Origin of the sequence: Paenalkalicoccus suaedae, from assembly GCF_006965545.2 — a bacterium.
In the GTDB taxonomy this organism is placed as follows: domain Bacteria; phylum Bacillota; class Bacilli; order Bacillales; family Salisediminibacteriaceae; genus Paenalkalicoccus; species Paenalkalicoccus suaedae.
This window is the reverse complement of record NZ_CP041372.2, coordinates 3,339,002-3,355,331: the sequence shown is the minus strand read 5'-3', so window position 1 is coordinate 3,355,331 and position 16,330 is coordinate 3,339,002. Positions and strand designations below refer to the sequence as shown.

The 16,330-nt window shown below is 46.4% G+C and carries 8 protein-coding genes; 6 read left to right on the top strand and 2 right to left on the bottom strand.

Going from position 1 to position 16,330, the window contains the following annotated elements; genetic code table 11:
• Positions 1 to 1,049: 1,049 nt before the first annotated feature.
• On the top strand, positions 1,050 to 7,763 hold the full coding sequence (locus FLK61_RS17340; protein WP_176010605.1) for a pullulanase: 6,714 nt from the start codon (positions 1,050 to 1,052) through the stop codon (positions 7,761 to 7,763).
• A 40-nt stretch (positions 7,764 to 7,803) separates the two neighbouring features.
• Positions 7,804 to 8,061, top strand: coding sequence for a hypothetical protein (locus FLK61_RS20360; RefSeq protein WP_430708772.1), 258 nt, complete (start codon positions 7,804 to 7,806; stop codon positions 8,059 to 8,061).
• Positions 8,062 to 8,257: 196 nt separating this feature from the next.
• Here the strand turns inward: FLK61_RS20360 and FLK61_RS17330 are convergent, their stop codons facing one another.
• Positions 8,258 to 9,502: an IS256 family transposase gene (locus FLK61_RS17330; RefSeq protein ID WP_176008377.1), complete on the bottom strand. Its 1,245-nt coding sequence runs from the start codon at positions 9,500 to 9,502 to the stop codon at positions 8,258 to 8,260.
• A 340-nt stretch (positions 9,503 to 9,842) separates the two neighbouring features.
• On the bottom strand, positions 9,843 to 10,796 hold the full coding sequence (locus tag FLK61_RS17325) for a nuclease-related domain-containing protein (protein WP_176010603.1): 954 nt from the start codon (positions 10,794 to 10,796) through the stop codon (positions 9,843 to 9,845).
• Positions 10,797 to 10,941: 145 nt separating this feature from the next.
• Between FLK61_RS17325 and FLK61_RS17320 the strand changes: the two genes are divergently transcribed.
• From FLK61_RS17320 to pdxA, 4 genes are all read left to right on the top strand, one after another.
• A complete protein-coding gene (locus FLK61_RS17320) occupies positions 10,942 to 12,726 on the top strand; it encodes a sigma-54-dependent Fis family transcriptional regulator (protein ID WP_176010602.1) in 1,785 nt (594 codons plus the stop codon).
• Between the two features lie 156 nt (positions 12,727 to 12,882).
• Positions 12,883 to 13,866 carry a 2-keto-3-deoxygluconate permease gene (locus tag FLK61_RS17315; RefSeq protein ID WP_176010601.1) on the top strand — a complete coding sequence of 328 codons (984 nt, stop codon included), beginning with the start codon at positions 12,883 to 12,885 and terminating at the stop codon, positions 13,864 to 13,866.
• Positions 13,867 to 13,932: 66 nt separating this feature from the next.
• A complete protein-coding gene (locus FLK61_RS17310; protein ID WP_176010600.1) occupies positions 13,933 to 15,225 on the top strand; it encodes a four-carbon acid sugar kinase family protein in 1,293 nt (430 codons plus the stop codon).
• A complete protein-coding gene (gene pdxA / locus FLK61_RS17305) occupies positions 15,222 to 16,226 on the top strand; it encodes a 4-hydroxythreonine-4-phosphate dehydrogenase PdxA (RefSeq protein WP_176010599.1) in 1,005 nt (334 codons plus the stop codon). Before FLK61_RS17310 ends, pdxA begins: the two co-directional genes overlap by 4 nt.
• Positions 16,227 to 16,330: the final 104 nt, after the last annotated feature.

The window sequence follows — 16,330 nt, the reverse complement described above, 5'->3', positions numbered from 1 at the left end:
GACAAAATGGTGGGCGGTTATCACAAAATCCGTTGCAGTTATAACAGAATGAGGTTCAGTTATCACAAAATCCGTTGCAGTTATCACGAGTAGCTAACTCATCCTATACACACCACCACGCTGGGTCTTACAACACGGAATTTGGGCAATGTGATCTGTCTGTAAAAGACCGCTAAACGAACAACCTCAAGTGAACCAAACTCTATGCTACCTCCACAAGGTGGTCTTTACACAATGGCAGTTTGCCAATTTGGACTATACGTTACATCTCTCATTCCTAATGAGAGCTTACAGACCTCGACAAATCCACCTCTTTACATTCGACAATATTGCGCAAACGTGCGCACAAATTGCGCGAATTGCACGACTTCGTACACACCTTCACAATTAGCCAATACACTATCGACTGCCAACAATTGTACTAATTTTAGCAAAGCCTTCTCCATGCTATCCAACACATATAATACCCTTTAAATGTAAAATTAGAGACTTTCACATAATCTAACCACCCTCAAATTACCTATTCATCACGTTTTATCTATCTTGTATATACATAAAACTCCGAAAAATACTTCTTGCGCAATTTTCAGAAAACAATTATGCTCGTTTCTAGAAAGCGCTTGCATTCATGTCGATCTGACTGAAAATGACGAAGCCTCTTTTTATAATTGAAAATGCAAACGGTTTCGCAAAAAACTTAAAACCAGGAAAGGAGTGTATCAATCTGCATCACCTTTAACAAAAGTAAAGTGCGAGGCAACGCCATTCCGCCTCGTGCCCTGAAACTAAAAAGAGAAAGGTTTACAGCGTAACCGAAGGAGACCCGAAGCGGCGGGAGTGGTCTCCTAGAGGGGAACTCGCGTAGGTGAAAATCCTGTCAGACGACCCACGGGCGGCTGACATAGTTGAACTAGCGCCTCAGGAAAGACACTCCCAGAGCGCAGGGGAACCGGAGGTTCCGCCCTTGACCTTGCACTTGACCTTGACCTTAATCTTGGATCTTAATCTCGAAAGTAACAACCTCACCAAAAACTGATAGGGGGACAATTATGCTGAACGTGCACACCAAAAAAGCGACGCGGCGCTCAAGCCTAACTATGGCAATCGTCATGCTATTAAGCATCCTTACCGGGTTTCTGTCACCACTGCAAGCATTTGCAGAAGAAGACGAGCTACTAGCCCAGCAAACAGTAGAGCGCCAGGCGCGCATCACATACGAACGCCCTGAAGGAGACTTCGGCGAATGGAACATTTGGTATTGGGGTAATGGAATTGTCCAAGACGGACCGGCTCAATTTACTGAGTACACATCTACAACGGCAACAGCCTATATTCCTATGGGTGCAAATGCCGCAGGTTTTGGATTCCTACTCCGAGATACGTTAGAGTGGACTGATGACACACAAAAAGACGGTCCAGACCGTAACATCACACTTAACACCCAAGACCCGCTCACAAAAATCAGCGTCACCCAAGGTAGCACGGACACCTTCGTCGTGCCGAGCATTCCTGCTCCAGCTTTAAACGGAGACTCCGCTACTATTTTCTACCGCGACAAAGATCTTTATCTAACCGATGAGATGCACACGATCGAGAGCGCCTCGCTACTCATCAACGGCGAAGAGATTCCGATGACGTATGAGACGAAAAACGAGCGTTTCAACGCGACATTTGACGCGCTACCGAACGGTACGTACGACTACGAATTCCGCGTTACGCAAAACGGCGAGACAACAGTGATTGCAGATCCGTACCACACGGAGTCCACGATCACATTCGCAGACTATGACATGCAAATCACCGGCACGACAGCGCCAAACGCGATCGACTATAACCAAAACGCTGTGCTCACAGTCGATATCACCAATCCCGAAAACGGCGCAATTCGCAGCATCACGGCAGACACGACAGCGCTCGGCGGCCCCGCGGACCTCGAGATTGATCCCGAGATCGGCGCCATCACCGTAGCCGTTGCAAGCAACGTCACGCCAGGCGAGAAGACGATCCCGCTCACACTCACAGACGCCTATGGCAAGGATCATCTGGGAGAAACAACGTTAACGGTGCTTGCACGCGAGAAGACGAACGCACCAGATGATTTCGACTGGGATGAGGCTGTCATTTACTTCATGCTGACAGACAGATTCGCCAACGGAGACCCATCAAACGATGATCCGCACGGATTAAATTATGATGAAGTCCCTGCAGAATACCAGCGAGGCACACCGCAAGGCGGAGACTTTAAAGGGATTACAGAGAACATTGATTACTTAAAAGAGCTCGGTATTAACACGATTTGGATCACGCCAGTGGTGGACAACATTCGTCACGATGCACGAGCGCTCGAAACGCATGCAACATTACAAGAGCATCCATACTTCGGTTACCATGGCTACTGGGCCAATGATTTCACCGACCTCAACCCACACCTTGGAGACATGACCGACTATCACGAAATGATTGATACAGCAGCAGAAAACGGCATTAAAATCATGGTCGACGTGGTCCTTAACCACTCAGGCTACGGACTGAAGCGCGGTGACGCGAACGTTTCAAACCCACCAGCGCAGTATCCAACACCAGAAGAGCGCGCAGTCTTTGACTCCATGCTCCGTCACGACGGTGGCTCAGGCGGAGACATCCGCGGTGAGCTAGCTGGACTACCAGACTTCATTACAGAAGATCCGGACGTGCGCCAGCAAATCGTTGACTGGCAGGTAGACTGGATTGAAAAATCCACGACAGCGAAAGGCAACAGCATCGACTACTTCCGCGTGGATACCGTCAAGCACGTCGAAGACGCAACGTGGCAAGTATTTAAAAACGAACTCACCAACGAAATGCCAGAATTTAAAATGATCGGCGAATGGTTTGGAGCAGGTACAGGCAACTTTGCCGGCCATCTATCCACAGGTATGATGGATTCCCTTCTAGACTTTAGCTTTAAAGGCATCGCGCGTCAGTTCGTCGACGGCAACCTAGAAGCGGCGAACCAAACGCTCACAAACCGCAACGCAACGATCGACAATACGGCAACACTCGGACAATTCCTATCAAGCCATGATGAAGCTGGTTTCCTCCATACTCTCGGTGGTGATGAAGGGAAGTTTAAAGTCGCAGCATCTCTCCAGCTCACAGCCAAAGGCCAGCCCGTGATCTACTACGGCGAGGAGCTCGGACAGAGCGGCGACAACAACTATCCACTCTACGACAACCGCTACGACCTAGCGTGGGACGACGTAGAGAATAACGACATGCTCGAGCACTACCAAAAAGTATTGAATTTTAGAAGCGACCATTCCACTACCTTTGCGCGAGGAAACCGCGTAAAAGTAGCAGGATCAAACGCAGATAAGTACCTACTCGTGGAACGCGCATACGGCGACAACTCCGTCTACATCGGACTAAGCACAGCAAACGAGCAGACGACAGTTACATTAGACGTCGATTCCGCTGATGTGGTCGTCACAGACGCCTACACAGGTAGCGTATTCGAAGCAACAGAAGAACAAACAGTCACACTCACCATTCCTGCTAAAGAAGACGGCGGAACGGTGTTACTGACAGCAGAAGGTGGAGAAATCCTATCTGGCGATACATCTGAACCACCAGTAACAGAAGAAATTCCAGATAACACGCTTCGCGTTCACTTAGAGCGATCGGACAACGTGTTTGACCAGCTTGGACTATGGACTTGGGAGGATGTTGTAAGTCCTTCTACAGGATGGCCAAATGGTTCCGTCTTATTTGAAAACGAAACAGACTTCGGTCGTTACGTGGATATTCCAATCACTGATAACGCACAACGCATCGGTATGCTTGTCAATCACCGCAACGGAAATAACGTATCGGGAGACATTGTCTTCGACCTACTCGCTCCAGAGATGAACGAAGTCTGGATTACTGCAGAAGACGAGCTTTTCTTCTATGAGCCAGTTGATCTACCAGATAACGTGCTACGCATTCACTACACGCGCGCGGCTAATGACTATGAGCCATGGGGCGTGTGGAACTGGGGAGATGTTGTAAGTCCGAGCGCTGACTGGCCAAACGACGCGCTGCCGTTCTCTAATGAACAGGTTGGACGCTACGGAGGCTATGTCGATCTAGAGCTTGCCGAGAATCCGGAGGAAGTTGGATTTTTACTTGTTGAGCGCCAGCAAGGCGGAGCGCAAACAGGTAATATGGTATTTAACCAGCTAGATCAGCACCGACAAATCTTCGTAAAAGAGGGAGTAGATATTGCATTTACGAACCCTTACTTCGTCACACAAGAAGGCATGCGTTCTGCGGAAATTGTGGCAGAGGATACGATTGATCTTCGTTTTTCTGCAACAGGTGGCGTAGACGTTGAACGTCTTGTTGATGAGATTGAAGTGATTGATCGCAATGAGCAGGAAGTCGACGTGGCGAGTGCTACGATAAAAGACGATAAGCTTGTGGCAATCACAATTAATGATTTAGATGTCGAAGCGGCACCGTATACGATTACGTATGATAGTCGCACAGTGACAGCATCTGCTAGCTGGCGCTATAAAGATGCGCTTTACAGCTATGATGGCGAGCTTGGTGCAAGTCTTCACGGTGACGGCACGGCGACATTAAAGCTTTGGTCGCCTAGCGCCGACAATGTGTCGGTCGTGCTTTACGATAAAGACAATCAGGATACAGAGGTTGCTACCGTAGAGATGACACGTGGCGATAAAGGTGTGTGGCAGGTCACGTTGGAGGAAGGAAACACGAATGTTTCTGACCATACGGGCTACTATTATCACTACGCGATTGAGCGTGGCGATGAGACGGTATTAGCGCTCGATCCGTACGCGAAGTCGATGGCGACGTGGCTTGGAGAGCGCGAAGATGAGACGAGCGTTGGGAAGGCGGCGATTGTGGATCCATCCGCAATTGGGCCTGAGCTAGACTTTGCCGATATTGATGGATTTGAGAAGCGAGAGGACGCGATTATTTATGAGGTACACGTTCGCGACTTCACGTCTGATCCGAATATCGCGGAGGATTTAGAAGCGCAGTTCGGTACATTTGCCTCGTTCGTGGAGCGCCTTGATTATATCGAGGACTTAGGCGTTACGCACGTGCAACTTCTGCCGGTGATGAGCTATTATTTCGCCGACGAGTTCAACAGCGACGTGCGCATGCTCGACTACGAGTCGACAAACACTAACTACAACTGGGGCTATGATCCGCACAGCTACTTCTCGCTGTCTGGCATGTATTCGGAAAATCCGGACGATGCCGCAAAGCGTATTGAGGAGTTTAAGAATCTGATTGATGAGATTCACGAGCGCGGCATGGGCGTTGTGTTAGATGTGGTTTACAACCACACGGCACGCGTGCACATTTTTGAAGACCTAGAGCCAAACTATTATCACTTTATGAACGCTGATGGCACACCACGCACAAGCTTTGGCGGTGGACGTCTTGGCACAACACACGACATGGCACGACGTATTTTAGTAGATTCCATTACGTATTGGGTCGACGAGTTTAAAGTGGACGGCTTCCGTTTTGATATGATGGGAGACCACGACGCAAAGTCGATTCAGCTTGCGTATAACGAAGCGAAGGCGTTAAATCCAAATATCGTTATGATCGGAGAAGGCTGGGTCACGTATGCTGGGGACGAAAACGATCCGGACGTACAACCAGCTGACCAGCAGTGGATGCAGGATACAGAAAGCGTTGGATCCTTCTCTGACGAATTCCGTAACGAGCTTAAGTCTGGTTTTGGTAGTGAGGGTCAGCCTCGTTTCCTCACAAACGGCGCTCGTAACATTCAAACGATCTATAATAACCTGACGGCAAATCCAGGCAACTTTAAGGCGACGAATCCAGGCGACGTTGTTCCATATATCGCAGCCCACGATAACTTAACGCTTCACGACGTTATCGCGCAGTCGATTAAAAAGGACCCTGAGTTCCATCAGGAGGAAATCCATAAGCGCATTCGTTTAGGAAACACGATGGTGTTAACCGCACAAGGAACCGCGTTTTTACACGCTGGTCAAGAGTTTGGACGTATGAAGCAGTTCCGTCATCCAGATTTTGATCGTGAAGTTCCAGAAGGGGAAGAGCCGTATAAGTCTACGTACATGGAAGATGCGACAGGCGAGCCGTTTACGTATCCGTACTTTATCCATGATTCGTATGACTCTTCGGACATCATTAACCGTATTGACTGGGAGCGCGCGACGGATAAAGAAGCATTCCCAATCAACACGACAACACGTGCTTACACGAAGGGATTAATTGAGCTTCGTCGCTCCACAGATGCCTTCACGCGTGGCACGATGGAGGAGATCGCGGACAACGTTTCTCTCATTGACGCTCCAGAAATTAACGACACGGATCTCGTGATCGGCTACCGCGCAAAGGATTCAAAAGGCGCGACGTATCACGTGTTTGTGAACGCGGATGATGAGAAACGCACAGTATCAACAGGAGTCAACCTGCGTCGTGGCGACGTACTAGTGGATGGCAAGCAGGCGGGCACAACGCGCATCGCGAACCCAACCGGCTTTACGCTAAACGCGACGCAAATCGAGATCGAGCCACTGACGGCGGTAGTCATTAAGACGCCTGGTCAAAGCGGTAACGGCGGCACGACGCCTCCGGTAAACCCGGTAGATCCTGTTGACCCAGTCGATCCGGTAGATCCAGAAGAGCCGGTGACACCTGGTCAGCCAATCATCGTAAACGATCCGCAGGTGGACGCAGAGGGTAAAATCCCTGTTACAGTCGGACGCGGTGATAAGCAGGTATTATTACCAGCAAACGCACAGGCGATTAATCGTAATAATCGTGTGAGAGTAGAGAGTCAGGAGATGACACTCGAGCTTCCAGGAGCAGTTCTCGCAGCACTCAAAGCGCTAGCACAAGGCGACGAATCCGCACAAATCTCGATCGAGTTTGAAGCGGTCGATCCGTCAGACAGAACGATCGGAGATAACGCTGCATCCGCAGCAGGTGAGATGTACACGTTCACCCTCTCCGTCGTAACTGCAGACGGCGAAAAGCGAGTGCTCAGCAACTTCGACGAGCCCGTGCAACTTAGCCTTCGCATCGCAGATAACGCCGATCCGAACCTACTCGGCATCTATCGCATCAACGATGACGGCACGATCACCTACGTTGGCGGCCGCGTCGCAAACGGCATGATCACGACACAGCTCACAAGCTTCAGCACGTATGCGGTGCTCAGCTACGATAAGAGCTACAGCGACGTGCCGAGCGACTATTGGGCACACGACACGATCAAGCGCCTCTCCGCGCGCCACGTGATCAACGGCTACGAGAACAACACGTTCGCACCGCGCCGTGACGTCACGCGCGCCGAGTTTACGGCGATGGTCGCAAGAGCTCTTTCTCTGGGCTCAACCACGACAGAGGTCTCGTTTACGGACGTTCCTCAAAACGCGTGGTACGCGAGTGAGCTTGCAGCGGCAGTAGACGCAGGCATCGTAACAGGACATACAGCATCACAGTTTGCGCCAAACGACGTGATTACGCGTGAGCAGATGACAGCCATCATCGTGCGAGCATACGCGCACGTTGGCGGCGAGGTAGACTCGTCCGCGGCGTTGGACTTTGCAGACGGTAACGCCGTCAGCACCTGGGCACGCGACTACGTCGCAGCCGCCCAAGCAGCCGGCCTCGTCCAAGGACGCGGCAACGGCAGCTTCGCACCACGAGGCCATGCCAACCGCGCCGAAAGCGCCCAAATGCTGTACAACTTAATCTGGTAACAGTGTGAACCCCCGCCAGCGCAAAGCTGGCGGGGGTTTTATGTGCGGTTGTGACAATGTGGCGGCCGGTTATGACAATGTGGCGGCCGGTTATGACAATGTGGCAGGCGGTTATGACAATGTGGCAGGCGGTTATGACAATGTGGCGTGCGGTTATGACAATGTGGCGTGCGGTTATGACAATGTGGCGTGCGGTTATGACAATGTGGCAGGCGGTTATGACAATGTGGCGTGCGGTTATGACAATGTGGCGTGCGGTTATGACAAAATGGTGGCCGGTAATGACAAAGTGCAGTGAGGTTATGACAAAATGGTGGCCGGTTATGACAAAATGCGGTGAGGTTATGACAAAGTGCGGTGCGGTTATGACAAAATGGTGGTCGGTTATGACAAAATGCAGTGAGGTTATGACAAAGTGCGGTGCGGTTATGACAAAATAGCGATCGGTTATGACAAAACTAGTAAGGGTTTGTCAAATAAACTGTGTAAGTTTCTTACTCCAGGTACTTGGCAGCCCTAGTCTGTAGGCTTTCATTGATCAATAGCTGATTTAATACTTGGGCCCAGTTAGGAACGAAGCCAGTTGCCCATTTCACTTCTAATTCTCTAATCCGTAAAAAGAGTAGTTTTAATAAAGCATTCTCATGGGGGAATGCTCCTTTTTTAGTGACTTTTCTAAAGCTGGAGTGAACACTTTCGACCGCGTTGGTGGTGTACATGATTCTTCGAATCGCACTGCCATAATCAAAAAGCTGTTCAACGTGTTGAAGGTTTCTTCTCCAGACATCAATAGCGCCTGGGTATTGTGTCCATTGCTTCTCAAACTCATCAAAGGCTTTTCGGCAAGCTTTCAAATTTGGAGCACCATAAACGGTTTTAAGAGATTTAGTGAAAGCACGATAGTCTTTATAAGGTACATAACGGACAGAGTTGCGTATTAAATGAACAATACAACGCTGGACCACGACCTCTGGGAAGACGGCTTTAGCGCCTTCTTCTAATCCACTGACACCATCCATTGAAATAAAGAAGATGTCTTCGACACCTCGGGACTTAATCTCATCGAAGATCTGCATCCATTTGTGTTTACTTTCTGTTTCATTTAGCCACAAACCTAAAATCTCTTTTTTACCTTCAAGTGTATAACCGAGAATCGTATAAACGGCATACTTTCTCGTCTCGTGGTGGTTACGAATGGTGGTATACATACAGTCTACAAACAGAAATGAATAACAGCTTTGAAGTGGACGGAACTGCCACTCTTCAAGATCTGGCATCACACTGTCTGTGATGTCTGAGACCATCTCGTGAGAGATGGAAAAGCCATAGATCTCCTCAATTGTAGAGGAGATATCACGTTGTGACATACCTCTCGCGTACATCGAGATTACCTTATCCTCCATCTCAGAGAGATTCTTTTTACGCTTTGGGACAAGAAGAGGTTCAAATGATCCGTCTCGATCACGTGGCACTTGAATGTCCAGTTCACCAGAGCTCGTTTGAAGCGTCTTTTTCCCATAACCATTTCTTCTGTTTAGTGATTCTTTCTCTTCTTTACTGTTAGATTGGTAACCTAGATGGTGATTCATCTCGCCTTTTAGCATAGATTCAAACATTGGACCAAAGATATCTTTAAGGGCTTCCTGCATATCTTGAACGGATTCAGGCTCATACGTCTCTAGTATCTGTTTTGCCAACTCACTCGCTTTAGCATTTCGATCCTTTTTCACCATACCCATCCTCCTCCAACCATATGAATTTATCTTAACAATAAAAAACTAAACTGCGAAGTAAAAGTCGTACGCACTCTTACTTACACAGTTTAGTTTACAAGGCCACTAGTAAGCCACTTCATAAACGAACGTTGTCTCAAATTGCCCAACTGCCATGCTGCACCCTCACATGGGGTTTAACAGAATGGCAGTTTAGCAATATGATCTTAGAATAAAGGACCGTAAAAAGCAGATCTAATTTATAAAACTCTATACGACACTCTAGCAATGGTCTTAACAGCACAGCAGTTTAGCATCTCGCTCTTTATAACCAGATTGCCAAAAGTTCAATCTAATAATCTACCACTCAATTCTTAAAAGTGTACCTCGCCTTACACGTAGATCCACTATGCTTAACAGCAATATTATCCAGCATACGCAAAATAGTTCGTGAGTCCTTAATCCCAACCCACTGCTTCATCTCCAGCGTTGCAAATTGCATCCCAATCAAATTCTTAAAATCAGCAATTGTCGCAACATGCATCTCCTTACTCGCATAACTACACTTTATGCACGTCCACTTGCCCGATGCCCGCAGCACATCAAACGAGCCACACTTCCTGCAATGAACCCCGTGTATCAAATCCTCAGCGCCAATACCAAATTTCTGCAACAAATACTCTCGCTTAGGTACCGTATGTTGCACAATGCTACGACCAACCTTCTTCATCACCGCAGGCGTGATCGCGTCATCTAAACTTAGCGCCTCAATCTGATTAACTACATGCGTGACATGTTCGACACGAGAAACATGAGCAAGTCTCTCCTCATTCAGTATCGTCGACTCCTTATGAGCGAGCAGCACATGGTGATAAACAGGCAAATTCGTAACAGACTGCTCGCCTAACCACTCCTTAAATCGAATAGCCTGCCTTTCAGCCTGTAAAACTGGACAATCATACACCTCGTTTCCTTTTTCGGGCGTTGCCTTATGCAACACCGCTCGTTCTAAATCAAACCGAAGCGCACCCTTATAATTCTTAATCTCTAAAACAAGAGCAAACTGCTGGCATAGAAGTAGCGTATCTACCTCAAAGTAATGACCCTGTGAGTGTAATCTAACTTGATGGAATATGTGATAGGTGGAAGCAGACAAAAAGGAAAGTGGGTAATCAACCGATTTTTCGCCAATGAAACCAGCTTTAAATTGAGAAAACTGGTCCTCGACGCTCGGATAAACCGGATGATTCGTCTGCAACCTACGAAGGAGAGATTCATATTGAGGGAAAAACGCAGGTGTCTTTCTATGTTTAATGATCATATAACACCTCCCATATTCACCATAGCCTAGACAAAATCACCTGTAAATAGAAACCATTCGACAAAATTATTACTAAACTTTGTCAGATTTTCGGGTGAAAGTGTGATAAACTATTGTAAAATGCAACACTTTTAGGAGGTGGACTATGTCCGTTCATGTTTTATTCATAGCCCCATATCGAGGGCTCAAAGAATTAGGTACCCAGTTAGCTTCGGAGCAAACTGACTTAGATATAGTTGTGAAGGAGGCAGATTTGACAGAGGCAATCGCCCTGGTTTCTCAAGCTGCAACCACGGAACGCATAGATTTTATTATTAGCCGCGGAGGAACGGCGCGATTACTGAAGCAATATACATCGATCCCAGTAGTAGAAATTCAAGTCTCTGGATACGATATTATCCGCTCATTAACCTTGATCAAACCGTACAACAGAAAGGTACAGGTAATCGGTTTTCCTAACGTTTGTGAGGGAGTTGTATCCATTGCTGACTTACTCAACATGGATATCGCGTATACGATCGTGCATAACGAGAGTGATGTTAAAGAAGCGGTGAAAAATGCAACAGCAAACGGATCACAAATTATCCTTGGAGATACTGTCACCACTCGAGTCGCGCAAGAGTCTGGCGTTCAAGGCATGCTTATCACCTCAGGGAGAGAAGCGGTAGTTAGCGCGTTTGACCAAGTTCGTGATATGGCGCGTATGGTGAAAAATCAGCAACAGCGCGATTCCGTGTATCAAAGCTATCTTTTGCAGGAGCAGGATGCGATCGTCATTTTTGAAGACGATGGCGAGGTCTATTATTGCAACAGTGCATTTGCAAATATAAATGGAAAGTCTATAGACGATATAACAAGGCAGTTATTCATCGAGTCACCTTGGAAGGATATTTACGATGCGATGTTTACGTATCAAACAAAACAGGCATTCCCAAAGTGGATAACCATTAAAAACAAAACATATCCGCTTCAAAGTGGAAAATTTCACTCTCAAGGCAAAATGTACATGTATGTGAAGCTGAATGCACATTCAAGTGATCGCTCCATCGAATCTGGTGTGCGACTATACCGAAATCCACTGTTCCCAGTTTCCTTTGCGCAAATTGTTGCAAATAGCAAAGCTACTGAAAAGCTTATTGCAAAAGCCAACAAACTTCTCTTAGAGACAGCGCCAATCACCATCATCGGAGAAGAGGGTACAGGGAAGCAGTTTTTCGCGAACGCTATTCACACAGAAGGTTTAAATAGAGAGAAGGATTTCCTACAGCTTCATATAAAGGATAAAATCACGACCGATCTTACACCACTTTTAGAATCTCTAGAAGAAGATCGTAACGGAACAATCTATATAAGAGGCTTTGAAAACCTCGACACTGCCAATCGCGAAAGAATTCTCCAGCTCAAAAAAATCGCGATGGGTACACGATTCATTTTCTCTTTTACTTCTGAAGATCAAATTGAAGAACTTCCGGATGCACATAAAACGTTCCTCATCGAAGGCTCCATTTTGCATATGCCGCGTCTTCAAGAGCGTTCCGAAGATTTAGATGAGCTCATCCGTATCTTCATTGGAAACTATAACTCCTCCTACGGAAAGCAAGTAGTAGGTATAAAGCCGGCTGCACTTGAGCTGTTGCACAATTATTCTTTCCCTGAAAACATTGAACAGCTAAAGAAAATCGTAAAAAAATTAGTCAAACATGCAACAGATAATTACTTATCTGAAGACGTAGTTGCAGAAGTGTTAAATGAGCAAAATACCCCCGAACATAGCGCGCCAATAGATTTATCGAAGACCTTGGAAGATATTACAACAGACATCGTTCACCTTGTAATGAAGGAAGAAAACATGAATCAATCGAAAGCAGCGCAAAGATTAGGGATTAATCGGACGACTTTATGGAGAAAATTAAATAAGGACATTAAATAACGTTGCAAATTGCAACGTTATTTTTATTACGAAAAATAACTATTGCATAATTCAACTATCGGAAGTAATATAATCTTAAAAGCGCTTTCAAATTTGTCTTTTGTGTGAAGAATACCGGTTAATTCTTCGCTCAAACCAACATAGGGGGTATTATTGATGAAGATTAAATCAACTTTAGACCGAATTCCAGGTGGAATGATGGTAGTACCATTGCTACTTGCTGCAATTATCAACACTGTTGCTCCTGACTTACTTCGAATCGGTAACTTTACACAGGCATTATTTGTAGACGGAGCTGGAACGTTAATTGCACTCTTCCTTGTTTGTGCGGGTGCTCAAATTAATCTGCGCAACGTCGGGGTTTCTCTAGGAAAAGGTGCAACGCTCTTAGGGGTTAAGTGGGCAGTCGGTGCGGCAGTCGGTTTACTCGCGTACATGTTTGCAGGAGACAACGGCCTATTCTTAGGTTTAGCTCCGATCGCAATTATCGCGGCAATGACAAACAGTAACGGCGGACTTTATATGGCACTTGTAGGACAATACGGTAAAGAAGACGATAAAGCGGCATACTCTATTCTTGCACTAAATGATGGTCCTTTCTTAACAATGGTTGCATTATCCATCTTTGGCGCAATGGGATTTGTCGACGGACTATTTTCTCTAACTTCATTCATTTCCGTTCTTCTTCCGATTGTCATTGGTATGGTTCTTGGTAACCTTGACCTTGATATGCGTGACTTCCTTGCAAAAGGTAGCGACATGCTGATTCCTTTCTTCGCATTCGCTTTAGGTATGGGTATCAACTTTAACGCGATTATCGAAGGTGGTCTTGGTGGTGTTGCATTAGGCATCATGACAGTATTCTTCACTGGTACAGCTGCTTACCTAGTGTTCAAAGCATTAAAATGGAATCCGATTGTCGGGGTGGCTGAGGGCTCTACTGCAGGAAACGCGGTTGCAACTCCAGCAGCAATTGCAGCAGCGAATGCTTCATTTGCAGGTGTTGCAGGACTAGCCACTGTGCAAGTTGCAGCAAGTGTAGTAACAACAGCAATACTTCTTCCTATCTATGTTGCATTTTTAGTCAAACGTTTAGAGAAGAAGGGCAAGATGACAAAAGAAGGCGAGTACGTAGGTTAATCATAACTAGCTCCTAAGGGTGCAAGTCACCCTTAGGGATCTTTTAATAGACAAGGACTGATTGGTATGCGAATTGGAATAATTGCGGATGATTTAACAGGAGCGAACGATAGTGGCGTTCAGCTGACTAGAGCTGGACTGACAACAGCCGTTCGCTTTCACATGCAAAACAGCGACACGAAGAGTGTTGAGGAAGCACTCGTCATTGATACGGACAGCCGCTCTATTGCTCCTGAAGAAGCGTATAAACAAGTAAAAGAAGCTGCCCAAACGTTACGGGATAAGCAAGTAGAAATCGTTTATAAAAAGCTCGATTCTACGCTTAGAGGCAATATTGGATGTGAAATTGATGCAATGTACGACGTGTATCAGCCTGATTTTGTGATTATTGCACCAGCTTATCCAAAGAACGGCCGTGTCGTAAAGAACGGTGATTTATTGTTGCATTCTACACCACTAGCTGAAACGGAAATGGCAAAGGATCCTAAATCTCCTGTCATTAGCTCTTCCGTGAAAAAGATTGTGCAGAATCAAACAAACCGAGATATCGGTGAAATCAACGTAGAAGTTTTAAGAAAAGGCTATGACTCTGTGCGTAAAGAGCTGGAGAAGTTTAAGAAGGCAGACATCTCTTACGTTATTTTTGATTCAGAAGTAGAAGAGGATTTATTTGCTATTGCAGACTGCATCAAACGATTAGCTTATTCGGTTGTTTGGGTTGGATCAGCAGGCCTTGCTAACCATTTACCAAGAACGTTTGAATTAACGAAAAAGAGTCAATTAGAACCTAGAGACTTAGCTACAGATCCAGTCTTACTTGTTGCAGGAAGCGTCAGTTCTGTAACGAGAAATCAACTTACTAGATTCCTAGAGCGTAAGGATGTTGCATCTGTCGAGTTGCCTTCTCATCTATTAATTGATCCATCTGCTTATAAAGAAGAACTAAACAAGGCAGAGTTGAGAATTGCAACACTGTATGAGCAAGGTAAGAATATCGCTATTTTCTCAAGCGGCTCAAGAGCTGATATCGAAAAAGCACAGGCAGCAGGCAAAGAGCTCGGCATGACGGAGACGGATGTTAGTAATAAAATTGTGGAGCAAATGGGAAGACTGGTTCATACGATCGTTAAAACGCAAAAGTATGCGGGAATTATTATGACTGGTGGCGACACAGCGAAAAAGATTTGCAACGAGATGAATGTGTCTGGCATTCGACTCATTGATGAAGTAGAAGTCGGTGTGCCTCTTGGGAAATTTATCGGTGGACATGATTTGCATGTTGTAACAAAAGCAGGAGCATTTGGATCAGAAGATACGTTTTCAAAAGCGCTGACAGCGTTGAAAGGAGAACCTTCATGACAAAACCAATTTTAGCTATTACGATGGGGGACGCAGCTGGCGTCGGTCCAGAAATTATTATTAAAAGTTTAGCTCATCAGCATGTTTATGAAACAAGCACACCAATTGTAGTAGGTGATGCAAAAAGGTTAGAGCACGCAGCTCAACTTACGAAAAGTGATGCAAAAATCAACGTCATTAACGAGGTTTCTGAAGCGATTGGAGAGGTTGGCACGATTGATTGTATCGACCTGGCGCTTATTCCGAAAGATCTTGCGTTTGGTGAAGTGTCCCCAATCGCAGGAGATGCTGCATATCGCTACATCGAAAAATCAGTTGATCTTGCGATGAAGGGAGAAATCCACGCAATTGCAACAGCGCCACTTAACAAAGAAGCGTTGCACAAGGGCGGACACCTCTTCCCAGGTCATACAGAAATCCTTGCAGATTTAACAGGGACAAAAGATTACGCGATGATGCTGACGTCACCAAAGCTTAAAGTGATTCATTTAACAACACATGTTGGATTAATTAAAGCGATTGAGATGATTAATCCCGAAAGAACATACAATGTGATTAAACTTGCACACGATGCTTTAACTAGAGCAGGAATTAAAAATCCAAGTGTTGCAGTTTGCGGCATTAATCCACACGCAGGTGAAAATGGACTATTTGGCAACGGAGAAGAGGAAGAAAAACTGATGCCTGGTATCGAACGAGCGAAGGCAGAGGGTATTGATGCATCAGGTCCTCACCCAGCCGATACCCTATTTTTCCGCGCGGGTCGGGGAGATTTTGATATCGTTGTTGCATGTTACCACGATCAGGGGCACGGACCGATTAAGGTGCTCGGACTTGAAGCGGGCGTCAATATCACGGTTGGGCTCAATAGTGGCGTGATTCGGACGTCGGTCGACCATGGTACAGCATTTGATATTGCAGGAAAAAATATTGCGGACGAACGTAGCATGTTAGAAGCTATCAAATCAGCCGTTGAATTAGCACCAAAGCCGAGCGCATAAGCTCGGCTTTTTGCTTGCAGCTCTGCGAACGCCCTCCGACATTAGTAGGGTCTGAATCTGAGCCTGCTCGTCGACAGAGATCGACTGCCGTTTCCCTCTAAACG